The 24,437-nt window shown below is 64.5% G+C and carries 19 protein-coding genes; 8 read left to right on the top strand and 11 right to left on the bottom strand.

The features are described 5' to 3' along the window. Window positions 1-3 precede the first annotated feature (3 nt). The 7 genes from HRU71_06155 to HRU71_06125 form a co-directional block, all read right to left on the bottom strand. Window positions 4-1,485 carry a glycosyltransferase gene (locus tag HRU71_06155; GenBank protein ID QOJ03092.1) on the bottom strand — a complete coding sequence of 494 codons (1,482 nt, stop codon included), beginning with the start codon at window positions 1,483-1,485 and terminating at the stop codon, window positions 4-6. Window positions 1,486-1,514: 29 nt separating this feature from the next. Then, window positions 1,515-2,603, bottom strand: a complete 1,089-nt coding sequence (locus HRU71_06150) for a polysaccharide deacetylase family protein (GenBank protein QOJ03091.1) — start codon at window positions 2,601-2,603, stop codon at window positions 1,515-1,517. Then, the gene (locus tag HRU71_06145; GenBank protein QOJ03090.1) at window positions 2,603-4,126 is read right to left on the bottom strand and encodes an FkbM family methyltransferase; all 1,524 of its coding nucleotides are present in this window, start codon (window positions 4,124-4,126) and stop codon (window positions 2,603-2,605) included. Before HRU71_06145 ends, HRU71_06150 begins: the two co-directional genes overlap by 1 nt. 3 nt (window positions 4,127-4,129) lie before the next feature. Continuing rightward, window positions 4,130-4,915, bottom strand: coding sequence for a sulfotransferase domain-containing protein (locus HRU71_06140; GenBank protein QOJ03089.1), 786 nt, complete (start codon window positions 4,913-4,915; stop codon window positions 4,130-4,132). After that, window positions 4,912-6,594, bottom strand: a complete 1,683-nt coding sequence (locus tag HRU71_06135) for a hypothetical protein (GenBank protein ID QOJ03088.1) — start codon at window positions 6,592-6,594, stop codon at window positions 4,912-4,914. The genes HRU71_06140 and HRU71_06135 overlap by 4 nt, the downstream gene beginning before the upstream one ends. A 54-nt stretch (window positions 6,595-6,648) precedes the next feature. Continuing rightward, on the bottom strand, window positions 6,649-7,437 hold the full coding sequence (locus HRU71_06130; protein ID QOJ03087.1) for an acylneuraminate cytidylyltransferase family protein: 789 nt from the start codon (window positions 7,435-7,437) through the stop codon (window positions 6,649-6,651). Between the two features lie 114 nt (window positions 7,438-7,551). After that, complete coding sequence (locus HRU71_06125; protein ID QOJ03086.1) at window positions 7,552-10,062, bottom strand: glycosyltransferase family 1 protein; 2,511 nt, start codon at window positions 10,060-10,062, stop codon at window positions 7,552-7,554. Here HRU71_06125 and HRU71_06120 point away from each other — a divergent pair. After that, window positions 10,051-10,812, top strand: coding sequence for a glycosyltransferase (locus tag HRU71_06120; protein ID QOJ03085.1), 762 nt, complete (start codon window positions 10,051-10,053; stop codon window positions 10,810-10,812). The genes HRU71_06125 and HRU71_06120 overlap by 12 nt on opposite strands. Before the next feature lie 7 nt (window positions 10,813-10,819). On the opposite strand, the gene HRU71_06115 is transcribed toward HRU71_06120, so the two are convergent. Continuing rightward, window positions 10,820-12,868: a thioredoxin domain-containing protein gene (locus HRU71_06115; protein ID QOJ03084.1), complete on the bottom strand. Its 2,049-nt coding sequence runs from the start codon at window positions 12,866-12,868 to the stop codon at window positions 10,820-10,822. A gap of 291 nt (window positions 12,869-13,159) precedes the next feature. On the opposite strand from HRU71_06115, the gene HRU71_06110 reads away from it, so the two are divergent. The 3 genes from HRU71_06110 (at window position 13,160) to HRU71_06100 (ending at window position 15,804) form a co-directional block, all read left to right on the top strand. Beyond that, window positions 13,160-14,377 carry an ABC transporter permease gene (locus HRU71_06110; protein QOJ03083.1) on the top strand — a complete coding sequence of 406 codons (1,218 nt, stop codon included), beginning with the start codon at window positions 13,160-13,162 and terminating at the stop codon, window positions 14,375-14,377. 19 nt (window positions 14,378-14,396) lie between these two features. After that, a complete protein-coding gene (locus tag HRU71_06105; GenBank protein QOJ03082.1) occupies window positions 14,397-14,852 on the top strand; it encodes a DUF4440 domain-containing protein in 456 nt (151 codons plus the stop codon). 232 nt (window positions 14,853-15,084) lie between these two features. Beyond that, window positions 15,085-15,804: a cytidylate kinase-like family protein gene (locus tag HRU71_06100; protein QOJ03081.1), complete on the top strand. Its 720-nt coding sequence runs from the start codon at window positions 15,085-15,087 to the stop codon at window positions 15,802-15,804. On the opposite strand, the gene HRU71_06095 is transcribed toward HRU71_06100, so the two are convergent. Continuing rightward, window positions 15,779-17,272, bottom strand: coding sequence for a hypothetical protein (locus tag HRU71_06095; protein QOJ03080.1), 1,494 nt, complete (start codon window positions 17,270-17,272; stop codon window positions 15,779-15,781). The two genes, HRU71_06100 and HRU71_06095, sit on opposite strands and share 26 nt — an antisense overlap. A gap of 237 nt (window positions 17,273-17,509) precedes the next feature. Between HRU71_06095 and HRU71_06090 the strand changes: the two genes are divergently transcribed. From HRU71_06090 to HRU71_06080, 3 genes are all read left to right on the top strand, one after another. Beyond that, entirely contained in the window at window positions 17,510-18,724 is a 1,215-nt protein-coding gene (locus HRU71_06090) for a glycosyltransferase (GenBank protein QOJ03079.1), read from the top strand. Between the two features lie 287 nt (window positions 18,725-19,011). Beyond that, complete coding sequence (locus HRU71_06085) at window positions 19,012-19,872, top strand: 3-hydroxybutyryl-CoA dehydrogenase (GenBank protein QOJ03078.1); 861 nt, start codon at window positions 19,012-19,014, stop codon at window positions 19,870-19,872. Between the two features lie 227 nt (window positions 19,873-20,099). Next, window positions 20,100-20,879 carry an enoyl-CoA hydratase/isomerase family protein gene (locus HRU71_06080; protein ID QOJ03077.1) on the top strand — a complete coding sequence of 260 codons (780 nt, stop codon included), beginning with the start codon at window positions 20,100-20,102 and terminating at the stop codon, window positions 20,877-20,879. Between the two features lie 207 nt (window positions 20,880-21,086). On the opposite strand, the gene HRU71_06075 is transcribed toward HRU71_06080, so the two are convergent. Together HRU71_06075 and HRU71_06070 are read right to left on the bottom strand one after the other, a co-directional pair. Continuing rightward, window positions 21,087-21,404, bottom strand: a complete 318-nt coding sequence (locus tag HRU71_06075; protein ID QOJ03076.1) for an RNA-binding protein — start codon at window positions 21,402-21,404, stop codon at window positions 21,087-21,089. A 358-nt stretch (window positions 21,405-21,762) separates the two neighbouring features. After that, entirely contained in the window at window positions 21,763-22,563 is an 801-nt protein-coding gene (locus HRU71_06070) for a DUF1264 domain-containing protein (GenBank protein ID QOJ03075.1), read from the bottom strand. Window positions 22,564-22,971: 408 nt separating this feature from the next. Here HRU71_06070 and HRU71_06065 point away from each other — a divergent pair, with 408 nt between their 5' ends. After that, entirely contained in the window at window positions 22,972-24,357 is a 1,386-nt protein-coding gene (locus tag HRU71_06065; GenBank protein QOJ03074.1) for a hypothetical protein, read from the top strand. The last annotated feature ends 80 nt before the right edge of the window (window positions 24,358-24,437 follow it).

The following is a 24,437-nucleotide window of genomic DNA, read 5'->3' as shown; positions in this document are numbered from 1 at the left end:
CAATCAGGCAGGGGATCTCGCCTGATTCCGACGCGCGATCGCTCCGAGCGGGCGGGTCGCGTGGTGCCATGGCCCGGTTGCCAGCGCGTCGAACCAGTCCAGGTAATGATGGACTTGGTCGACCAGCCGGTAGCGCGAGGCGACTTGTTTCACACCATTGGCTGCTAACCGGCGGCGAAGCACGTCGTCGGTTAGCAGTTTTTTTATTCCTCGAGCCATTGCTTCAGCATCCCCCGGCGGCGTCAGCAGCCCCGTCGCGCGCTCCGCCGGGCTGCCCACGATGCCCGGCAGAACCGTGAGCGACTCCACCTGCTCAACAATCCCCCCAACGGCGGTCGCGACAACCGGCGTTCCGCAGGCCTGCGCCTCCAGTACGGTATTTGGAAACGTATCGGCGTGCGCGGCGTGAACATACAAGTCCGCCGCGCGATACCACTTTGCAACGCGGCCGGGATCATGCTCCGGTGGGACGCACTGAACCGTTGCGCCTGCGATCGGCTTGAGTGTGCCTCGCTCGCCGAGGACGATGAACAGGATCGCCCGCGGCGAGGACGCAACGATCCCCTCCTTCGCGGTGGCCGCTCGCATCGCGGCAAGCCTTTCCGCCGCCGCCCGCAGCATCGCGACATCCTTGAAGCGATTGGTCGTCGCGCCCAGCCCCGCAAAGAGCAACACGTGGGCGTCATGCGGCAGGCCTAGCGCCGTCCGCGCGGCCGCGCGGTCGCCGGGTGTGAACACGTCGGTATCCACACCGTTGGGAATCACCCTCGCCTCGGAGATGGCCGGCCACAGCATCGATCGCTCGACCTGCCGCATCAACCAGCGCGACGGCGTTGCAAGATTCAATTTGCACTGCGAAAAGATGTCACGCTTCCGCCGCCAGTTGTCGGCCGTGGCGTCGCGCCGGATCGCCGGGTAGATCGTCAGATCGGGGCAGGCGCCGCAGCCGGTCTGCCAGCGATCGCAACCAAGCGAATGCGCGCAATGCCCGGCCAGCAGCCACGCATCGTGCAGCGTGAGCACGAGCGGCGCGCGGGAAGCAAGCATCGGCAGCGCGCGAAGGTCGAAATAGCCTCCATGCAGGTTGTGCAATTGAATCACGTCCGGCGGCGCGGGCAGACGATTCAACAGATTCCAGATTCCCGGGTAATCGAAGTTCTCCAGGCCCGTTGCGTCGTCGCGCCGGCCCTGCGGCGCAGCCAGTTGGTGCGACGCGCGCGCGAGTCGCCGCGCGATCAGGGACCGGCCATAGTACGGCTGCATCGTGTGATGAAGCCGCCACATCGTTCGTCGCCACACCGAACCGGCGACATCATGACGAATTTCCATCACGCCGGATTCGTCGGTGTATCGCCGCCCAACGGCCAGCGTCGCGCCGCGACCCGCCGCTCGATAGGCGCGATGCAGGTTCAGCGCGATGCGCTCCGCCCCGCCGAGCCGGTCGGCGGTGCTGATTTGCAGGATATCCCGCGATCGTTGGTTCATGATTCCATGGCCTGCTTGCGGCGACTGGTTTACGGCGCAGCGCAGCGTGATTCGAAACGCGACGACTTTCGATCGCGCAAGGCGCTTGTGCGAGCCTCGGAACGAGTTGTGTTTCGCACCGAGTCGATCGGCGGCAGATCCCAAACTTGCGTCAGTTGTCGCGTGAGTTCATCGCCGCTGACGTTTCGCACGATGGCACGCGGCAGCCGATGCAAGTCGCTTGAGGCTGTGACGATCGAACGAGGGGATGGCTCGCGCCCCGTGTTCGCGCAGGCGCAGGCGTATCCCGCCTCGCGCGACAAGGCGACCGTCACCTCGTTGAAATCCTCTCGGCAGCCAAACGGATAGGCGAACGTTGTGACCGGACGGCCGATGATCGCTTCCAGTCTCCGGCGACTTTCTTCCAGTTCGAATCGTTGCTCATCGCGCGACCGATTCGCAAGCACTGGATGCGTCACCGTGTGCGCGCCGATTTCAATGAGGCCGCTCGCGGCCAATTGTTTGAGTTGGGCATCGGTCAGGGTGGTATGGCTGGGCCGGCCTGTGACGGGCAGATGTGCCCACGCCGCAAGCGAATCCAGTGCTGCCCGGCGGCGCACTTCGCAAAGCGGTCGCAACAACTTCGACAGGAACAGATAGATCGCCTCGCGCGGTCTCGGCGGGCGGTCACACAGGACATTCCACGCCGGATCGACCCGTGGCGATTGATTGATGTCGGGCAAAGACCAGGTGTGTTCGTGGCCGTCGACGCGGAGCGAGAGCGCGGTCGGCAACGGCGCGTCATGCAGGAACAGGCGTTCGAGATCGTCCCACCAGAATTCGTGCCGCACCCGCTCTCCGCGCGCGGTCACGAAGACGGTCGCGGGGGCATCGTGCTTTTGTAGCAACGGCGCGGCGTGTGTCAGATTATCGGCATAACCGTCATCGAACGTGATCGCCACGGCGCGATCCGGAACGACTCCATCGCGCACGCCACGAACCAGTTCATCCAGCGGCACGATTCGCGCGATGCGGCGCAGCGCGGTCAACTGCTCGTCAAATCGCTCGGGCGTCACCGCGAGCCGTTGCGGATCGACCGCCAGCTTCGCCACCCGGTGATAAAGCAGCACGATGGCCATCAGGCCCCCTTCTCGGCACGGACGGTAATCAGCAATTCGTAGTCTGGATCCACGTGATCGAGTTCAAACGGCTCGAGTTCCTCGGCGCACAGGCCGTGCAGAAAGGCCGTCGCCGCAAGGGCATTGCCGTACGCACCTAGCTGCACGCGCGATGCGCCGAAGGCTTCCGCGAAGAGCCGCCGGGCCGAAGCGGTGGTGAGCCGCCAGAAATCGCCCCAGCGGTCCATGTCGTAGCGGCTGATCTGGCTGATGCCGGGCAGGGTGGCGAGCAGGACCCCGCCGGGCCGCAGCGCCCGGCGGCAGTTCTCGACGGCGGTCTTGATACCGTAGATGCAGTGCAGCGTCTGCGTCAGGATCATGCAGTCAAACGCGTCGGCCGGCAGCGCGCGCGGCGCGCCGAGATCGGCGATGTACGTCGCGCGGCGATGTCCCGGCGGCGCGAAGAGAATCTCGCGCTGCGTGACGCGCTCGCCGCCGAAGCGTCGCGTGTAGGCGTCGTCGGCGACCTCCAGCACGCAGCCGCGAATGTCCCCCGCCTGCGACGCGAGAAACCGCTCGATGTAGCAGCGATCAATCGGCGTGCCGCGATCCAGTCCGAAGACCCGGCTGATCGGCGTGACGCGACGCAGATCGCCGAATTGCACGCTTCGTCGCGGCGATGGCTCATTCGTTCGCTCGGCGTACACGAGGCAGAACCACGGCGCGCGGCGAAGGCGAAACGGTGGCTTCGACGCGGGATTGGTCGCACGATCGAAATCGTGAACCAAATAACGGAATCCGTGCCGCGCCAGCATGTCGAGAATCTGCCCCAGCCCCTGCGGCGAATCGGGCCAGCCGTGGTACTCGAGAATAATGCGTTCGACGTATTGCAGTTTCGACGCGGCCTCCAGTTCACGCAGCACGGGCAACTCCTGACCCTCCACGTTCAGCTTGAGTAGATCGACCGGCCCGTCGATGAACCGGCTTAAACGCGTCGTCGTGATGGCGGCGGTGCCAGAGCGCCGCGTCGTGGGATCGGTCGTCAATCGGCCGCCGTCGGCGCCATCGGATCGAAACGCGGCCGTCCCGTCGCGATCCGACAATCCCGCTTCGACGATCCTGACATCGTCGTGGCCGTTCGCCGCGAGGTTGCGCCGCAGCAGGGCGAGCGCCAGCGGGTCCGGCTCGAAGCAGACGACGCGCGCTGCCGGCAACGCGCGCTTCCACGTGAGCGCCGCCACGCCGATCGACGCGCCGCCGTCGACGATGAACGGATCGGACCGGCGCGGCGTGAAGTCGTAGATTCGTTGTTCGAGGATGTCTTTCACCTGCGTCTCAAGTGAGGGCCGGTCGGCGTAGTGGATCGTGAGGCCGTCGAAATGGACGACTTGCGTTGCGTCGTTGCCGGCGCTGGATTCGGAATCGGTCGCCACCGGCGGCAGCGGCTTGTCAAACCGCATGGTGCGACCGCACGCGCGCCCGGGCGACGGGACGCTCGCCCGGCGCAGTCGATTCAATTCCGCGGCCACCTTCGAAAATGACATGCGTCAGCCTGCGTCTTGATCCTTGGACTCGCATTCGTAACCAAGCGTCACCAGCGCGTCCCACAGGAAGCGGGTCAGTCGTCGCTGCTGGGCGAGCGTAAATTGGTGTCGATGGTCGCCGATTGCGCCGCGGCGAGCCGATTCAGCGGGGCGGCCGTCGGCGGCAGCCGGCATCAGGCCCGGCAGGACGTGCCGCGCGGCGATGCGGCGAATCTCGCTCGGTGAAATCTCCATGTTCAGGAACACCGCGACGCGCGCCAGCTCGCGCAGAACGTCACGCAGGAGATCTTCATAGCGCACCGTCAGCAGCATCGGATGCGCCGCGTTGGCCCAGCGCGGCAGCAGCCGTTGGTACACGTCGCTGTGTTGTGCCAATTCCCAGTCTAGAATTGCGTCGAGCGGCATGTCGGGAAAGGGCGGCAGTCCCGGCCGGTAGCCCTCGCGGTGTTTTCGCATGCTGACTTGTGACGCAATGACGTCACGCGGGTCGCGAAAAAGCAGGATCACCGGGATCCCCAGCGCCTCGGTGTGCCGCAGCAGCCGATCCGGCGACGTGCAAAGGTGGCGAATCAGCACCGTGTTCTCGCGATAGTGATTGATCTGCGCGAGCGTCTCGTCGGCGTAAGAGGCGCCATCGCCGGCGTGGTAGAAGCTCGGCAGACCGGTCAGGTCCGACACCATCTCGCTCAACCAGTGCGTGCCCGAACGCCACAGCGCGTAGATCAGGATCGTGGGCTGCACGGCCAGTCCCAGGCTGCCATCGCGAAACATCGGTTGGTAGGTCGTCACGTCGTCAACACACTTCCTTCGGCGATCTGGCAGGTTCGGCGATTCGGCACGAGCGCACGCTGCGTCATCGGGTGAAGCGGCGCCGCGCGGCCCGCCGCGGGGACGGCGTCGTCCAGATGAATGAAGCTGCCACCCGCAAGAAGATCATCCACGATTTGGTTGAAGATCGGCATGGACTCCGGCCAGCCTTCGAACGACTCGATCCGAATGCGCGGCTGCTGCGGCGAGCCGTGAATGCCGTCGAAAAACTCCGGCTGCTTCACGAGCCGGAACAGCACCAGGTGCATGAAGCGGCGCAGCAGGACCGGGTCACTGCCCTGCGGCGCGGGATCGGTCAGCAGCCAGCGGGCGTACTGTTCGCGGTCCGTCACGTCGTTGGTGAATCCCTTGCGCGCGTAATACGGCAGGCCGCAGACAAGCGGTTGCAGCCCCATCAGTGCGAATTCAATCCCCAGCGTGGACGTGTAAACGGCGCACCGCCGGCTGTGCCGTGCGATCTCGTAGGAGCTGAATTGCGATGCGCCGTCGATGACCCGCACGTGTGAGGGTACGCCGCCGTAGCGCTGTTCGATCAGGGCGCGGACCGTCGTGCGCGTCTGGAAAGGCAGCCGCGTCTCGCCGGGATGCGCGCGGACGATCAGCACGCCGCCAGGCTGCCGCGAGATCAGGTCGATTGTCACGAAGACCCAGTCCAGCATGTTCTTGAACGCGTCGTCTTTGTCGAGGGCGTTGGTGTCCCAGACGATGTTCGTGAAGATCGACGTGAGGACGGCCGACGGCGAGAGGTCCAGTGCCGCGCGAATGCGAGCGAAGTCGCGCTCCTCGGCGTCGTAGTAAGTGTAGGTCGTGGCCGTCTGACCGCGCCAGCGCGCGAAGTAATCGTCCACGGCGTCCGATTCGGCCTGCGACAGCGGACGCTGCCGCGCTGCATCCCAGACGGCATCGTCCACCGGGAAGTCAATCGCCCGCGCGTTGTTCGCGAGGATGATGCCCGTTTTGAAATAGACGCCTTCCTCCCACGTCGTCACCTGCACGCCGGCGGCGCGGCACACTTCGTACAGGTACGAGTACATCACGCTCTTGCCGTTCACCAGCACGACGAGGTCGGGCCGCTCGGCCGCCAGCACGGCCCGCGCGAGATCCACGCTCATGATCGCGTGAACGAGGTGGCGGCGAAGCAGCGTCCAATCGTCGCACGACTGTGGATCGAACAGGCCGAGCGTGTATTGGGTCAGATCGCGCCGGGCGATCCGGCCCACGGCGATTCCTTCGTGCGCAAGGCTCGCTAGATCATTGTCGGACGTCGCGGCGACAATCGACTCGGCGCGGCGGCGCGCGATCGCGCCGTCAAGATAGCGGCGGATTCCGCGCGCGGCGATGCCGAAGCAGTCGTACATGAATTCAAATCGGCGAGCGATCACGTCGGCGGCCGGCGCGGCGACCTGCGCGTTTTCCCAGGCGCAAAGCGGAAGAAGACCGTCGTAGTAGACGCTGACGGGCAGATGGCCGCGGCGGTGCAGCGCCAGATGCAGGAATTGCTCGAAGACGCCGATCTGCCACGGATCCATTGAATAAATCAACACGCGGCGCGGCTGGGCGAGGCGGGGCGGCGGCGCGTCGAACACGTGGGATTGCCTGCGTCGCAGTTCGCGCACGGCGTGAAGATCGTTCAAGGACATTCCATGGTTCCCGTTGAAGGCGACCCGGTCCATGCGCCGCGCAGGGCCGGACCGTTACTTTTCTGAAATGCGTCGCGGCGGTTCGACCACGCCGCGTCCCGCTCCGACGTACGCTTCCTCGTCGGCTCCCATCCGGTCACGCGCGATGAATTCCGCGATCCGCAGGTCCCACGCCGTATCGATCTGATGCGACCGATCCGGCGGCATGACGTAACCGATCGCGCCCGGTGGTTCGAGTGTCTTCTTGCTGCAAAGTATCTCGCGGCGTACGAGGTAAATCGCGCCGTTGAGGGCATAAGCCGCCGGCAGGTCCTGTCGCCGTGCGTACCCGATCGGGCACTGAATGAAGGCCGTCATCGCCCCGTCGGATCCCAGCGATCGCGCCAGGTACGGATGCGCATGCGTCTCGCACACACTGACCACGGCCGGCGCGCCGCGCGAGTTCGCGAGTTCAATCGACTCACGAATGTCCGCAGCCGTGCGGAAGGGCGACGTGGGCTGAAGCAGCATGACCCATTCCGGAACATAACTCTCGTGCCGGCGCAGCCATTCCAGGGCGTGCAGCACGACGTCGATGTGAGGGGAATCGTCGCGCGCCAGGTCCGCCGGTCGGCAGAACGGCGTTTCCGCGCCGTGTTGACGACAGATGTCAGCGATCCGCTCGCTGTCCGTGGAAACGACGACGCGGTCCAGGCATCCGGGACCGCTCCCCGTCGATTCGTGCGCCGCCGCCAGCGTCCATGCGATCAGCGGCCTGCCCGCCAGCGGCCGAATGTTCTTGTCGATCAGCCCCTTGGAACCGCCCCGCGCCGTCACCAGCCCCAGAACTTTTCCCGTCATCATCCGACCTCGCCCCGGCGCACGTTGCACCGGCCTCTGTAACGTGTGTAATTCACTGTAGTTATCGGGAGAAAATGGGGGTGACTTGATGGACCGGAAGCAGCGCTTCAAGCGGTTTCAATCCGTGCGAAAATGCCGCGCGAGCTTGTCTAGTAATGCATCAATCAGACTGTCGTAGGTGAAGCGCTGCAAGACAACCTCGCGCATGCGCGCCGCGACCGGCGCGCGGGACTGCGGGCATTCCAGATAGCGATCCAGCCGCGCGCGCAGTTCCTCGCGGCTGGAAAAACTCACCGACGCGTAATCCGCAAAAACTGCGCCCGCCACCCGGCGGTAGCCCGACGAGGCCAAATCGCGATAGTAGGCCAACTCGTCCGACGTGATTCGCATAACGTCCGGCGGTTTGGAATCGCCGCCCGGGGGAAGCGGCGCCAGGCCGCGCAAATACCGCGTTGTGGCGAGGGCCGCAGCAAGTACCGGATGATCCGATGGCGAGAACGTTGCATCACCTGATAGACCCAGGCGATCTACTTCGTCGAGCAACGCCGTCACCGGTTCATGCAGGTGATCCAGCGGGCAAGAACGAATCAGGAAGAATCCCCCGGCGGCCAATCCGTCGAGCAGACGCTGATGCACCGCGCCGGAGCCGATTACCTGGAGATTGACGCGCGATGCCTGGTACACCGCGCGCAGCATTACACCGTTCCGTGCGACGCCGCAGGCGTAACGACCCAATCGCGGATGGGATTCCCAACCCAGTCCGTACAGACGCAGCGTTCGCCCGGTTTGCTCGCAATACGCCGCGACCCACTCGAGCGTCGATTGCCGGAAAATGAGTTCGCTTAGCGGATGAATGAACGTGCGCGACAGCAGATCTGCCGCCGCCGCGTCGCTCGGCGCGATTCCCGTCGCCTCGCGCGCTTCGGGCAGCAGGAGCGTCGCCGAAGGAGGGGATGCTCCGCCGCGCACCTGCGACTCAATACGCCGCCACAGCCATTCGCACAATACGCGCCCCTTGTCGTGATTCATCGAGCGCGCGAGGTAGTCGGCGACAAACGCCTCCGGCGTCTGCGATTGATTGGACACATACGACACGTCGCAGCGGTGCGGAGCGAGATCGATCTCGGGCAGCGGATCGGCCGAATACAACGCCGCATCCGTTGCCAGCGTCCAGGCCAGGCCGCGCTCCGCCGGATAGCGATACGTCGTAACAAACTGGTGCAACTCGGGCGCGATGAAGAACTCCAGATCGTTCATCGATTCACCGGCGCGCGGCGTCATCAAGTGCGGCAGCAGATCCTGCACCCAGCAGACAAACGGCACGCGATCCGGGATGAGGCCGTTCTGCCCAGCGCGGGTATGGTCGATGGCGATGACGAGATCAGGCCGGAATTCATTGATCGTTCGCGTCACTTCGAGCGGGGTCAGCAGGTCGTGATCGGTCGGCTCGATGAGGGTGTGAAACCGATGCCCCCTGCGCTCGAAGGCCGCGCGGAGATCGCGCATGGCGTATTGCAGCACGGTCGTGAAGCGGCTGGTCAGGCCCAGGACGCGCAGCGGCTCACGCCGTGGGCGGGCGAAGCGCTCGCTCCAGTAGAGTGTCGTATGGTTGGCATACCACTGTCGCGCGGCGCCCATGTGCGACGTGGCAGCGGCCGCGCGGCGCGCGGTGAGATTCTCCACGGCAGCCAGCACGCGCGCTTGCAAATCACCCGTCGCGGGAAATCCCAGGACGTGTCGCGGCAGATCACGCTCGGGCGCGGCGTCGAGCAGTGCCTGCAATCGCTCGACGCAATCCGGCCCGATCAGCAGCTCGACGCGTTCGTGGCAAAGCGGCTCGATGTCCTCAAGAAGATACAACGCGGCGCCCAGCGCCTCCTCGTCGTGCTCGAGGGCGTACAAGCGCGGCGCGAACCCGTGAAGCATCCGACGCGTCAGATCGAAAACGCGTGACAGCAACGCACCGAACCGATCATCACACAGCGCATAGGGCGGGCAGGTGTGCGCGTGCGCTCCATGCGGCAGTTTCAAACCATCCAGCACCCCGCGCACGTCCAGCAGCGGCGCCCGGCCGTGCGGGACGCCGTCTTCGCCGCGCATCAGCAAATGGTGATTCCCATCCAGCGAGCGATACAACGCCGCTCGCTCGGGTAGTTTGCGCCAATTCTGCTCCCAGGCAGCCAGGTGTGGACGTGCGGTCAGAAGTCTGCGGCTGTTGTTCTCAAACCGTCGCGTCAGGCTGCTCCATTCGATGCGGCCGGTCGGTGCATGTTCGAGCCGCTTCAACAAGGCGCGATACTCGTCGCGCCGCAACAAGCCCCATCGTGCGTCGGTGATCAGGTCGCGGACCGGGCCGTAAAGCCCGATCCGGGCGAACGATAACACTGCCTGATGCACTGCGTCGGGCTGCGCCGGCAGCGCCGCCAGCGCCTCGTTCAGCAGGGCGTATTCCTGACTTCGTACCGTCACAGAAGCTTGAAGCGGCGGTGTCACACGGTGGGCTCCGGTGGTCGATTCGCGCATGTTCTGCGCCCGCGCGAGATTCTCACGTTCTGTTATCGACCGACCCGGCTGCCGATCGCCGCCGGAATCCCCCATCGCGTCGATAACGCTATTATGAACACCCACGCTCCGCTTCTCGATATCGTGATCGCTTCCTACAACCGGCTACCGCACCTTCGGCGCGCGATCGAAGCCGTCCGTGCGACGGTCGCCGCGCCGTACCGGCTGATCGTCGTCGATGGCGATTCGCCCGACGGCACGTCGAACTGGTGCCTGGCACAGCGAGACATTCATCTTATTCGCGAGGAACGGCGGGAGGGCGCCACGCGCGCCTACAACAAGGGCTTCCGCGCCGCGACCGCTCCGTTCGTGATGTGGCTCAACGACGACGCCCGTCCGCTTCCCGGCGCCATCGACGCGGCCCTGGCGATGTTCAGTCGGAGCGATCTGTTCGATCTGGGCATGGTGGCGTTCTATCACAACGAACGCAGGCCGTGGAACAGACTCGACACCGTCGTGTACGGGGGCGCGGCGTACAGCATCTACAACGTGCGTGGCTGGCCGTACGCCAATTTCGGTCTGCTTCCGACGGGCCTGCTGGGGGGGCTGGGGTACCTCGATGAGCGGTATCGGTTTTGTGCGTGGGACCCGGACCTGTCGCTCAAAGTGCAGCGCGAGGCGGGCTTGCGCGTGTTGGGATGTCGTGCGGCGCTGATTCACCACGACGAGCTTCACGACGAGCGCAAGGTGGCGGATCTCGCGGTCATCGACGCCGACAACGCAAAGTTATTCGAGAAATGGAATCTGCCGCCGAAAAACAGCTACGCCGACCCCGCGCCGACCTATCAGCAACTGGCGCGGGCGCTGGCGCTGTAAACACAGGTCACTTTCTTCCGGCGGCTTCGTTCAGGATCAGATCGATCACGGACTTGTCTCCGACCATCCATCGTTGGACGTGCCGATCGTTCACGAAGATGAACGGGATGCTTTGCAACCCGAGCGAGCGGGCCGTCTTCGCGTCCTCGGCGATGGCATTCTTGACCTCCTGCGATTCCATTTGTGCAAAGAGCGCGTCGGGGTCCAGCCCCATGCCCATCGCTGCATCGCGCAGCGCCGCGTCGTTGAACGTCTGCTGACTCGTCATCAACCAGTCGTGCATGTGCCAGTACGCCTCGGCGCCACCCAGCATGCCCGCGGCCTCCGCCGCCGCGGCGGCCCGACAGGCCAGCGGGTGCTTGGTCGTGCTGCCGGCCGGATTGCACAACTGGTTCACCGGGTAATGTCGAAACTCGTAGTAACTCTTCGGCAGCGTCGCGAGGATCTTGCGGATCAGCGCGTCGGCCTTCGCCGTGTACGGCTCCTGATAGTCGCCCCAGAGTACGACGCGCAGCGGCGCGGTCGCGTCGCCCCGCGGCCAACTCTGCGGATCGGGCGGGAGCATGCGCGGCGGCCCCTCGCGCCAGTCGGCGAGAACCTTCTCCATCGCCGGCGGCGGCTGATCCTGATCGCACGTCATCGGCGGCAGGTTCTGCATGGCGAGGCTCTCCACCGCGCGCGTTACCGCGTTGTGCGCGAACACGCCCTTCAGTTCCACGCCGTTGATGAAAATCATCGGCGTGTAATACAATCCGAGCCACATGCCCTCGTTGATGTCCGACGTGACGCGCCGCAGCGTTTCTTCGCTCTTCATTACCTCGATGAACTTCGGGCGAGCAAACCCCAGCGCCGCCAGCCCCTCGCTCAAATCGTGATCGGTGAACGCGCCCTTCCGCTCGAAGAGCCAGTCGTGCATCTTCCAGAAGCCTTCGTTGCCGTAGAGGATGCCCGCGGCCTCGGCGGCGCGCGCGGCCCAGCAGGCGTTGGGGTGCAGATTGCGCGTGGCGAAACCGGGGTTGCAATCGGCGCACATCGGGAAATGCTTTACCGAGAGCGACACATCGTTGCGCTGCTGCATGAGCTGCTTCACCTGCGTCGTCTCGATCCGCTGGCAGTCGATGCACTGGTAATCAAACAGCATCACGATGCGGATCGACGCCTTCTCGGGGCCGCGCAACCACCGCCCGGTGAACCCGCCGGTCCACGGTCGATCGGCACCGGTCTCCCCTGGCTCGAATGTAACTTTTTGTGTATTTTCTGCCGCCTTCGGCTGGACCGATGCCGTGTTGGCGGCGGGCGGCTGCGGCGTGGCGTCCGGCTTCTTCGGGGGTTGCGCCGGTGCGCCGTTCGGTGAGTTCATCGCTGCGTTGCCGTTCGTGGCGGCCGGCGGCTCGGTCGGCGTCGGCGTTGGTGACTGCGCGATCTGTGCGGCCTTCTCCTTGCTTGCGGCGGCGATGGCGGCCGTGGATTCGGCGAGCTTGTCTTCCTGCTTCTGGTTCTCTTGTTTCTTAACGACCGTGTGCGCGCCTTGCAGGCCGACCGCCAGCACGACGAACGCGACCGCGACCTTGCTCATGACGCCGCGCACGGAGACCTTCGACGCCGAGGTGATCTCCACCATCAGCCAGAAGACAAAGTTCGCCGCATGGGACAGGACGCAATACCAGCACAGATGCCCCTCGCGGATCAGCATCGCCACGAAGAAGATCGACGCCGCGACGCCCAGCCGCGCCGCGTTGCGATAGCCCTTCGTCACACCGTGCTGCGCCGCCAGCAGCCAGCCCAGCAGCATCGAGAGAAAGTACGCCAGCCCGACATACGACACCGGCATCTGAAGGCCAGGCACTTTTCCATACACGCTGGCCGCCGCGGCCGCGCACGCGCTGTTGATCCCGCAGCCCGGCAGACCCAGGCCGATCAGGCTTTCGGCCGTGAGCAGGGCGGTCAGCACGACCGCCAGGTCCAGCGCGACGAACCCGACCAGCCACAGTGGCATGGCGACGGCGAATCGAGCGGCTGGTGCGTTCTCCGCTGCGGGGGGGTTCTTGGATGGCATGTGATTCTTACCTCACGAGTTTGCGAAGCGGCTCGCGCCGCCGAAGCTGTTCAAGATACGCCAATTTCGTGATGCAAGCCAGCGCGCGCCTAAGTGGTGCCGCAATGTTCATTCACGTGTGGCACAGGCGTCTCGCCTGTGATTCACCGGCGGAACGCCGGTACCACACCCGATGAATCATTCTGCGGCTCTACTTAGATGTGCTATGGCCTCATGGATGATTCGGCGAGGCGGCTGCTCTATAATGACGGGCCGTCAGTGCGGCGGTCGATAACGGATGGAAGGCGCTTCATGAATCTCCTCACGCTGGTGTCCGAGGCGGTATTGAGCCTCGGTAAGAACAAAGTGCGAACGGCCCTGTCGATGCTGGGGATCATCATCGGCGTGGGGGCGGTGATCACGCTGGTGGCGATGGCCCAGGCGACGAAGATGCGCGTGGAGGAGGAGATCGCGCGCATGGGCGACGACTGGATGTTCATCGGCAACTGGGGCATCCCGCGAAGCGGGGTGCGCAAGGGCGACGTCGAGAAGAAGAAGTTCCAGACCAAGGACGACGCCGACGCGATCATGCGCGAGTGCCCGGCCGTGCGCGCGGCGACGCCGTCGAACCGCATCACGCTCCAGGTCCGCAGCAGCTACAGCAACTATCAGACGAACGTGATCGGCGTGTACCCGAACTATCACGACATCCGTCGATGGGGCGTCATCGCCGGCCGGTCGATGGAAGACGCCGACGAACTGATGAAGCGCCCGATCTGCCTGATCGGCCAGACGGCGTGGCGCGAGTTGTTCGGTTCGATCAATCCGGTGGGGGAGGAGATCACCGTCAAGAACGGGCGATTCCGCGTGGTGGGCGTGCTGGACTTCAAGGGCAAGAGCGATCAGCGCGACAACGACGACATCATCATTTTTCCGTTCTCGACGTTTACCAGCAAGATCGCCGGCGAGGAGATATCGGGCACGATCCTCGCGGCCGCGGCGCGCGACGCCGACCCGGCCGTGGCGGAGGATCAGATCCGCCGGCTGCTTCGCCAGCGGCACAACATTCGCGACAACGAGCCGGACGATTTTCGCATTTTCGCCACGAGTGAATCGGCCGCAGTCAAGGAGGAATCGAGCGAATCGTTCGGCTGGCTGCTTGGCATGATCGCGTCGGTGTCGCTGGTGGTGGGCGGCATCGGCATCATGAACATCATGCTGGTGAGCGTGACCGAGCGGACGCGCGAGATCGGTCTGCGCATGGCCATCGGCGCGTCCAACGGCGAGATTCTGTCGCAGTTTCTCATCGAGGCGATCGTGCTTTGCGCGATGGGCGGAGTGATCGGCATGTTCGCCGGCTGGGGCTTCTCGCTCCTGCTCACGTCGTGGAAGGGCTACGAAACGTACGTGTCTTACTGGATCGCGGCCATCGCCCTGGGGTTCGCGTTTGCTACGGGCGTCTTTTTCGGATTCTATCCCGCGTGGCGCGCCAGCCGGCTCGACCCCATCGAAGCCCTGCGCTACGAGTGACGCTTCACCAGGCCCGTCCATGAACGCGAACCAATCCGTTTGCCATCGATTCGTTCGCGTGGGGGCCATCCTGGCGATGGCTCTCGTTGGCGCTTGCAATGCCCGGCAGGCTCACCCGGAAATCGCTCGCGTGCTCGACGACCAGATTGCCGCATGGAACCGCGGCGATCTCGACGGCTTCATGGCCGGTTACTGGAAGAGCGACGATCTCACGTTCGAAACGACCGGCGGAGTGACAAAGGGCTGGCAGGCTGTGCTCGAGCGCTACCGGAAGCGTTACGCGACGCGCGATCAGATGGGCACCCTACGCTTTCGCGACTTGGTCATCTCTCGCACCGGGCCGGACGCGGCCGAGGCGTCGGGCCGGTGGGAAGTCCGCGCGGTCGACGGTCGCTCCTCCGGGCATTTCTACCTCACGATGCGGCAGATCGACGGCGCTTGGGTGATTGTGAAGGATCGCACGACCAGCGATTAGGCTCCGGCGAAGGGTGGGTTCCCGCGCAAGCCCGATAGCAAAATTCCACAACGTCCTCCGATCAATCCGGCTTCCCGGCATTTTCCCGATGGAGCGATGGGGGAGCAACCTCGCCGCGCGGCGTGCTGCGATCGGCGCGCCGATTGCTGGACGAGGAGTGGGGCCTGCCCCGGTCGGGGCCGGTCGTGCGTCGTCACCGCGCCGTGGCAGGTCGCCCATCGGGAGGCTGACCATGACCATCAAACTGTCCACATCCCAATCGGCGGCCTGGAAATTGGCCGAGCGGCAAATGCGGAACTGGGAGTTGTCGCGACAGCAGAAGCCGCCGTCGGCCGCGGACGCGCAACAGCCTGAAGTTCAGACGTTTGTCGCAATATCCCGGCAGGTGGGCGCGGGCGGGCACGAGATCGCGGAGCGGGTCGGTGAGCTGCTGGGGTGGCCGGTGTTTGATCGCCAGATTCTGGATCTGATGGCGGGGGAGGATGAGATGCGCCGCCGGCTGTACCAGGCGCTGGATGAGCGCGACGTGAACTGGCTGGAGGAAATGGTGCGCATGATGGGTCCGGAGGGTCCGACGCGGATGGACTACTTCCACCGGCTGGTCGAGGTGGTGCTGGCGTTGGCGCGCAAGAGCCACGGCATCTTTCTGGGCCGCGCGGCGGACCTGATTCTTCCAAGCGCGCTGGGGCTGCGCGTACGGATCATCGCGCCGCTGGCGTGGCGCCTCGAACGCTTCGCCCAGTCGAACCAGATCAGCGAGAACGAGGCCAAGTCCCGGATCACCGAGCTGGAGTCCGAACGGGCCGCTCTGATCCGGCGGCATTTTCACGTCTCCCCCGATGATTCGGAACGATACGATCTGGTTCTCAATCGCGAGCGATGGACCGTCGACGGCCTGGCGCAGCTCATCGTCGCCGCCGCGCGCGTCAAGGGGGTGATTCCGTCTCGCTGAAGATTTCCCGCTCGATCAAGTCGGTGAACCGCCGGGCGAGTTCGTCGCTGATGGCCGGGCGATTGAACGCCAGTCCGAGATTCAGTTTGCCCTGGTGCTTGTTGAAGATCGGGTTCATGCCCGGCGGCGTTCCAAGCGGTGCGGTCCCCCAGAGATTGGTCACTTTCGCCCCGCAGATCCGCCGCACCGGACGCGGAATCTGCCCGTAATAGGAAAACCCCGACGCCAGCGGCTCGACGCCGATCCCGCGCTTGAAGACAAAATCATACATCCCCACGCGCAGCCACGATGCGAAGTACACCATCGCCCATTGCGCGAGGTGGCCGCGCTGCGCGTAATAATGCTCCAGTTGGTTCAGCAGATCGCGCCCCAGTGCGACCCGATCATGCACGAGCTCGCGCCGGCCGTAGAGCGTCGGCGCCACGAGGTAATTGCCCGGCATCGGTCGCGCGGCTGCCGGCACGGCGTCCTTTCGCGGGCGAGCAGTACCGGCGAACTCCTTTGCTGGGGATTCGTCGTTGTCCGCATCGTCAAGGATTCCCAGCGGCAGCGAAACCGGATAGGCGTCGGCATGCAATCCGCGCTCGGTATACAGCGCGTGCAGCGCGCGGATGACGCACGCGGCCAGGTAACGAGCATGTGGCGCGGGTCCCGCCGGAGCAAAGCGATCCGCGTTGACGCGCATCTGTCTCACGTTCGCAGCGGGCCACGATCGATACACGATGCCCTGCGAAGCCAGCGGCGGCGCCGGCATCGGCGCGAGCGGCGCGAAGCGCAGCCCGCGAAACTCGGAACCCAGCTTGAACCCAGCGCGGCACAACTTGATTCGCTCGAACAGTGAATAGTCTTGCAGCGGTGCGAGGGGGCGATCATCCGGCGCAAGTTCGTCCGGCAATTCGCGCGGCGCGAGTGCGCCGATGGCGGTGGAAGTTTTCCCGTCGGCCGCAGCGGCGGGTGGCGAATATCGCCCAAGTTCAGCGAGAAACCATTGCCCGCCGCCCGCGTCCATGAAGGCGTGCGGAAACCGAAGGCAAAAACAGGTCTTGTCTTCGGGGAGCGTGTATTGTTCCAAGCGCACCTGCGGTCCGTTTGAAAGGTCCCAGTCCGGAAGGAACCGGTGCTCCAGCAGATCGTGAAATGCTCGCGTCGGGTCGGGGGCAGTGCGCAGGTCGTCGTGGACAAAACACGCCTCGGCCGCGCGGCATGCAAGTTGCGTGACATGTTCCGGGTCTGGCAGTTGCCAATAGGGTCTGCCCAAAACAATGCCGATGCGGGCCTGGGCGAGGGCAATCGGGTGCGCCAGGAGGGCCTCCGCAAGTGCCGCCCGCACCTGTTCCGGCGGTGCATGGCCGTCACATTCGAGTACGAGGAAGCCAACGGTCCCGCCGGCGCGGGTGCGGCGCATGTGCCGATGGTGGGCAAAATAAAGATAATCGCACGGATTAAGCCGAATTTGTCGCGTCGTCATAGAAAAGCCGACCATGACCACGGCAAGGAACGCACCGAACGGATTGAACCGACGAACAAGGCCGCTGCACGAGAATCGCTGCCGTGCGGCAGTATTCGGGAGTCGCGGTCGTTCGGCAAGTGTTGAGAGTTGACCGGGGGATCGGGCGAGTTGCGGTCGGGCGGCAGAATGGCCGATAATCAGGAAGCGGGAGGTCGCGAATCAAATTTTCGTGGCGCTTCGCAAAGGAGACTTGGCTTGGAATTCACACTCTGGACGTTGTTAGCCATCCAGATCGTGATTGTCTTCATGTGGGGATGGGGGCTTGGATGGGTCCGCCGACTGCGCGATGACTCGGAGATGACGCTGGCGCCGCAGCCGGGCGAGACCGACGAAGCGGGTCCGAGGCTGACGGTTGTGATTGCCGCGCACAACGAGCAGGAGCGCATTGAGCCATGCCTGCGCCGGCTGCTCGCCCAGAATTACGGCAACCTGCGCGTCACGGTGGTGAACGATCGCAGTGATGATCGAACGCGCGAGCGCGTCTTGGGTGTCATGGCCCAGGATCCGCGCGTCAGCCTGGTCGATGTTTCCGATTTGCCGGCGGGCTGGACGGGCAAGACCCACGCCCTGGCGCGCGGGGTTCAAGAGACCGACGGCGAGTACCTGCTGTTTACCGATTGCGATTGTCGATTTGTGCCCGGCGCGCTGGCGGCCGTAATGCAAAAGGTCACGCGCGAACGGCTGGAGTTCGTGTCGCTCTGGCCCCGACTGGATCTGGTCAGCCCGTGGGAGCAATCGGTCTCACCTGCGGCAAGCTGGCTGTTGGGCCTGTGGGGCCTGTGGCTTTCGGCGCGCGGATCGAGCAATTCGCAGGTCGAGCTGGGGAACGGGCAGTTCATGCTCTTTTCGCGCGCGGCGTACGTGCGCGTCGGTGGTCACGCCGGCGTGCGTGCCGAGCTGGCCGAGGACATCATCCTCGCGAAGAAGATCGCGGCGCTGGGGATTCGCCGCTGGGCCGGGCTGGGCAAAGGCCTGTACGTCACCTCGCGCGACAATTCCTTCGGCGCGATGTGCAACTCGTTGACACGCGTCCTGGTTGGCAGCCTGGTGCAACCCTGGCGCCTCGCCGTCAGCACGCAGTTGCTCATGGGCGGAATCTGCTCCCCATTGTTGTTCATCCCGCTTGGGGTCTATCTGGGCGTCGCGCAGGAGCTGACCGTCGGCTGGCTCCACGCGGCCGTCTGCACCGTTCAATTGATGGCCATGCAGCAAGTCACCGGCCGGCTCTTCGCCATCACGCTTGAGCAGCCGCCGTCGTTCTGGTCGTTCCTGCGCGGCGCGGTGGTCTGCATGGGCATCGTTTTCTGGGCGCTGGTCGTCACCTGTGGTCTGGGCCACGTTCGCTGGGGGAAAACCAGCTACCGCGTTCGCGGCTCACGCATCGTCGATGTTGTTCCCGCTGCCAACTAGAGTAGGCACACACGAAGGCAGCGGCCTGCGTCTCGCAGGCCGTCGTCGGCGTGTATGTTCCTCGCTCGGTGAGAACGCCGATCGCCATCATGCCAATTCCCATTGATTTGGCGTTACGCACTCCGTTTCGTTAGAATGTCCGTTTCGATCGCGGCGGTTCCGCGTGCGACCGGGTGGCGTCATGTTCGTCGTTCGCTTGCAGGTGGGCACGACGCATCGCGTGACGTTCAAGGATGTCTGGACGAACAACGGCTTCTTGTGATTCTTCAACACGGTTAGGACGGGTCATGGCGATTGATTCGGCGGTGGTGATCGGTTCGGGAACGATGGGCCGCGGCATCGCGCAGGTCTGCGCGACCGCCGGTCTGAAGACATGGGTCTTCGACGCGAACGCGAAGCAGCTTGAGGCGGCGAAGGGCGAAATCGAAAAGAGCCTCGGCAAGCTCGTGGAAAAGGGCAAACTTCCGGCCGATGCGGCCGCGGCGGCCAAGGCGAATCTCAAGACCTGCGCGGCGCTTGGTGACATCGATTGGTCCAAAGTCGGCATCGTGATTGAAGCGATTTTCGAACAGTTCGACGCCAAAGTCGCGTTGTACAAACAGATCCAGCCGAACCTGAAGCCCGACGCCATTCTCGCCAGCAACACCAGCAGCATCAGCATCACCAAGCTGGCGGCGGCCACGGACCGGCCGGCGAAGTTCATCGGCATGCACTTTTTCAATCCGGTGCCGCTGATGAGCCTGGTGGAGGTGATCCGCGGGCTGGCAACCGATGACGCGACGGTGGAGACGGTCGAGGCCCTGGCCCAGCGCATGGGCAAGAACCCGCTGCGCTGCAACGACATGCCGGGCTTCGTCAGCAACCGCGTGCTGATGCCGATGATCAACGAGGCGGCCTTCGCGCTGATGGAGGGCGTGGCCGACGCGAAGACAATCGACGAGATTATGAAGCAGGGGTGCAATTTCCCGATGGGCCCGCTGACGCTGGCGGATTTCATCGGCGTTGACGTTTGTCTTAATATCCTCGACGTGCTGCACCGGGACCTGGGCGATCCGAAGTTTCGCCCCTGCCCGCTGCTGCGAAAAATGGTCGACGCCGGGCGAATGGGGCGAAAGAGCGGCCGGGGGTTCCACGATTATTCAAAATGATTGCAGAGCCGGCGCGCATCGTCTGACGGCCGCGCGGGCTGAAGCCCGCGGCTCTTTGAAGGAGCGATCGAATGGGCTGAAGCCCGCGGCTCTTTGAAGGAGCGATCGAGTGGGCTGAAGCCCGCGGCTCTTTGAAGGAGCGATCGAGTGGGCTGAAGCCCGCGGCTCTTTGCGAGGCTCGATGATCGGAGCGTGAGAGGTCGTTTGACGCTGGAGGATGAAACGGCATGAGCACCGAAGTGCTGTATCAGCAGGAAGGTCCGATCGGGCGAATCACGTTTAACACCAGCGGGGGGATCAACCTGCTCTCGATGCCGACGATGGCGGCGCTGGAGGCGCGGCTGGACGAGGTGGCGTGCAATCCGCAGGTGCGCGTATTGATTCTCTCCGGCGAAGGGCGGACGTTCATGGCCGGGGCCGACATCGCGGAGATGAACACCGCGCCGGGCGACGCGGGCAGAGCGTTCAGCCAGCGTGGTCAGCGGTGCATGGCGCGGTTGGCGCGGTTTGAGCAGGCGGTGACGATCGCGGCGATCAACGGGCCGGCGCTGGGCGGCGGGTGCGAGGTGGCGCTGGCGTGCGATTTGCGCATCATGTCGAACGACGCAACGATCGGATTCCCCGAGGTCAAGCTCGGGCTGATCCCCGGCTGGGGCGGTACCCAGCGGACGTTCGCCCTGGTCGGCGGGGCGATGGCGCGGCGGCTGCTGTTTACGGGTGAGGCGCTGCACGGTCCGGAGGCGGTGGCGGCGGGTCTGGTGAGCGAATCGGTCGCGCCGGGCGAATTGATGACAACTGTAGATAATCTGGTGAAACAGATTCTGGCAAACGGCCCCTGCGCCGTTCGATTGCTGAAGCGCGTAGTCTGCTCCGAGGAATCGGCCTGGCTGGAGAAGGGCTTGTCGTGCGAGTCCGAGGCGTTCGGTGAGGCGTTTCTCGGCGAGGAAGGCCGCGAGGGCCTGCGGGCGTTCATGGAAAAGCGCCCGCCGAAGTGGGCGCGAGACTGATTCCGCGTGATGGTCCCGAGTTCGGCAACGTGATCGCCTCGAAATCCCTGTCGCACAGGCGATCAACCGATGAGCCTTGGATTCAGTAGGCGTTCGTGGCATCCGCCGCGCTCCTTGCGCGGGGCGCCCGGTACAATGAAAACGGGCTTGGCGCCGGCGAATCGCCCGCACCAAGCCCGCGAAATCCAAACTGCGGAACCCGTTGGGTTAGTACCGGCGTCGTCCGCCGCCACCACCGTAGCCGCCGCCGCCGTAACCACCGCCGCCGGAGCGATTCTCCTTCGGCTTGGCTTCGTTGACCTTCAGCGTGCGACCGCCGTGCTCCTTGCCGTCCAGCGCGGCGATGGCCGTCTTGGCCTCGCCGTCCGAACCGATCTCGACAAAGCCGAAGCCTTTGCTTCGACCGGTGTCGCGATCCGTGATGACCTGCGCGCTGACCACGTTTCCGTGCGGGGCGAACAGGGTTTGGAGATCGGCGTCGGTGACGTCAAATCCCAGGTTTCCAACATACAGTTTCTTGGCCATGTGCAAACTCCTGCGAAATAGCCTTGTGTGGCCCGTGTGAACTTTCAGGGACACAGTGAAAGGGTCCAGCGTTTCGGACCAGAAAGGCGGAAAGGCGAAAGAGGAGTGCAGGAGCGAGAGAAGTCGAAAGGACCCGTCACGTAGCCGCAAATGCTCGGTCGTCGAACCAACCACCGGTACTGTAAGGGCCGTGCGGGGGAAAGTCCAGCGACAATTCGCTTGGAACGATTTCGCCGTCTCAATCGCGGTTATTGATGGTAAAAAGGGCGATCGGCGCGCCATTTGCACGTCGCTGGCGCGCCGATCGCCCGAATTCGCAACAGGACCGTCATAGCTTCCCAGGAGGATTCAAGTCGGCTCAACCCCCCGCGCCTTTCAGCTTCGTCGGCTCGTCCTTGCCGCTCGCCGTCCAGCGGCGGCCCAGGTCGCTCATCGACTTGGGCGGCGGAATCTGTGGCACCTCGAAGCCCATGAACTTCCGCCGGGCGCGAATCTCATCGGTCTTGATGTTGAATTGCGCATCGCGCTTGGCGATTAGCTTGTTGTCGATTTGTCCGTCACCGTTGGCCGACCACATCAGCAGCGGTTCGCCGGTGGGATAGTCCGTCGTCGGGTCGGGCCAGGTGTGCCAGGTCTTGCCCCAGGTGTTGATGAGGCCGGGGAAGAGGTCGTCGCCCATCTTGGGCATGTCGGGCGCGACGAGCTGGCCGGAAAGGATTTCATACGCATGCGGGTGCCAGAATCGTTTCTCCTCGGCGGGCAGCTTCCGGTATGCCTCGTCGGTGATGATGTACTCGGTGCCGAGCAGCTTGGGGTTCGGGCCGCGCGAATCGTAGATCACGCACTGATGCAGATCGCCGCTCTTGGACTGCGGCGAGCAGTAGTGGTGCGCCTCGACCTGGAAGTCCGGCTTTTCCTTGGCGACGTGAAACGCGCAGAGGTACAGGTGCATCTTGTTGACCGGCGCCCAGTTCTCGGCGTTTCGGGCCGACGCGCCATGGTCGTGGCCAGCCGGCGCGTCGCCGTGATGGTGGCCGGCGTGTTCGTCTTTTTGCTGCGCGCTCAAGAACGCGGGCGAAACGAGTGCCCACAGAAACGCGCCGCAGACCAGGCTGCACAGCGCGACGACGGTGGTTCGATCGGGATTCGATGCGGACATGGATATCCTCCATTGAGGTCAATTGCACGCGGAGAACCGATTCTTCGCGTGCGTCGTTTGGGGGAATGTTACCGCCGTCGAATGGAATTGCGAGCGTGAATCATCGCGGTCGTGGAGCCATCGCAGTCAAGGCATGGCGTACGAAGCCGACGGAAAGCAGGCGGCCGAAGGATCGTGAAAAGGGGACGAGCCCCAGCCGTATCTATGCAATAATCAATAATTTCCGGCGGCGCCATAACGGCGAAGCCGGAACCCGTTCGAGGTTGGGGGATTGGTCGGTGCGCGGGTCGTGAAACCGGGTGGCGGCGGAAATCGGTCCGACCGGATCGCCGGGCAAGAATGAGTTTCTGATGGCGTCGGCCGCTGGGCCGGTTCGCGGGGCTTTTCGATTTTCCCGGGGTGGTTGGAATGGGCGCCGAATCTGACAACGTGAATTCGCAGATCCGTGGGGCGGCCGATCGGCAGTCGGATGGTCCTGAACCGTCCGGGAATGCCAACATTGCGGCACTCCCGATGCCGGCCTACCAGCGGCGGATGGTGGAGAGTGCGTCGCGGTTCACGTGGAACTGCTGGGCGCGGCAGACGGGCAAGAGTTTCACCTTCAGCCTGCGGCGCCTGGTGCGAGGCTTGCTGCGGCGGCGGACGCAGATTGTTCTTTCCGCCGGCGAGCGGCAAAGCCGCGAAGTGATGGAGAAAGCATACCTGCACTGCCAGGCGCTGAAGATCGCGGCGGAATTTCGCGGTGACGGCTACTTTCGCAACACCTCCTATCGCCAGTTGGAGATTCGCCTGCCCGGCGGGGTGCGCATCATCGGGCTGCCGGCCAATCCGCTGACCGCGCGCGGGTTTACGGGGGACGTGTTTCTTGATGAGTTCGCGATGCACCAGGAGGACGAGGCCGTGTGGGCGGCGCTTTATCCGTCCATCTTGCGCGGGCGCGGCGAGCTGGACGTGTGTTCGACGCCGCGCGGGGTGAAGAACCTGTTCGCGCGGCTGCGTGACAACGCGAGGTTCGAACGGACGACGGTGACGCTGGAGGAGGCGATCGCGGAGGGGCTGGAGGCGGACGCGACGGAGCTGCGCGAGGCGATCGGGGATGAGCTGATCTGGCGGCAGGAGATGTGCTGCGAGTTCGTGGACGAGGCGACGAGCTTCATGCCGTACGAGTTGATCCGGCGGTGCCAGGAGGTTCGATTGTCGACGACTGTAGATTGGTTGGCGTTGCAGCGCGCGGGGGCGGATGCGTACGTGGGCGTGGATGTGGGGCGTGTGCGCGATGTCACGGCGGTGTGGATCGTGGAGCGCAGCGGCGAGTTGCTAGAGACGCGGGGCGTGCTGGTGCTGGAGCGTGCGTCGTTCGAAGAGCAGGAGCGGGTGATCGGCGAGGTGCTGGGTCAGCGGAGCGTGAGACGGTGCTGCGTCGATGCGACCGGATTGGGGATGCACCTGGCGGAACGGCTGGAGCGGCGGTTCGGGAGCTATCGCGTGGAGGGATTGACGTTTACGGCGGGGTTGAAATCTGAACTGGCGGGGCGGTTGCGGATGTTGTCGGAGACGGGCCGGATTCGGATTCCAGTGGATGACGCCATCGAACGAGATTGGCATTCGCTGACCCGGGTCGTGTCACAAAGCGGGCACGTACGATACGAGTCGGATCGGGCGACGGGCGGACACGCGGACCGATTCTGGGCGGCGGCGCTGGCGGCGCATGCGGCGGCGCGGCACGTCGGGACCGGCGAGGTGGAGTATCTGACGGGCGGCGCGGCGCGGTTCGCGCGGCAGGGGATCTGGTGAGGAGACGTCGAAACGGCGGTACGACCGCGCGGATGAAACCGGGAAGCGGAATGACTAACGACTCACGACTCATCCTTGCA

The organism is Planctomycetia bacterium, from assembly GCA_015200345.1.
Classification (GTDB): domain Bacteria; phylum Planctomycetota; class Phycisphaerae; order UBA1845; family UTPLA1; genus PLA3.
Note: the sequence above shows the minus strand (reverse complement) of the source record. Positions and strands in the feature narration are given on the sequence as shown.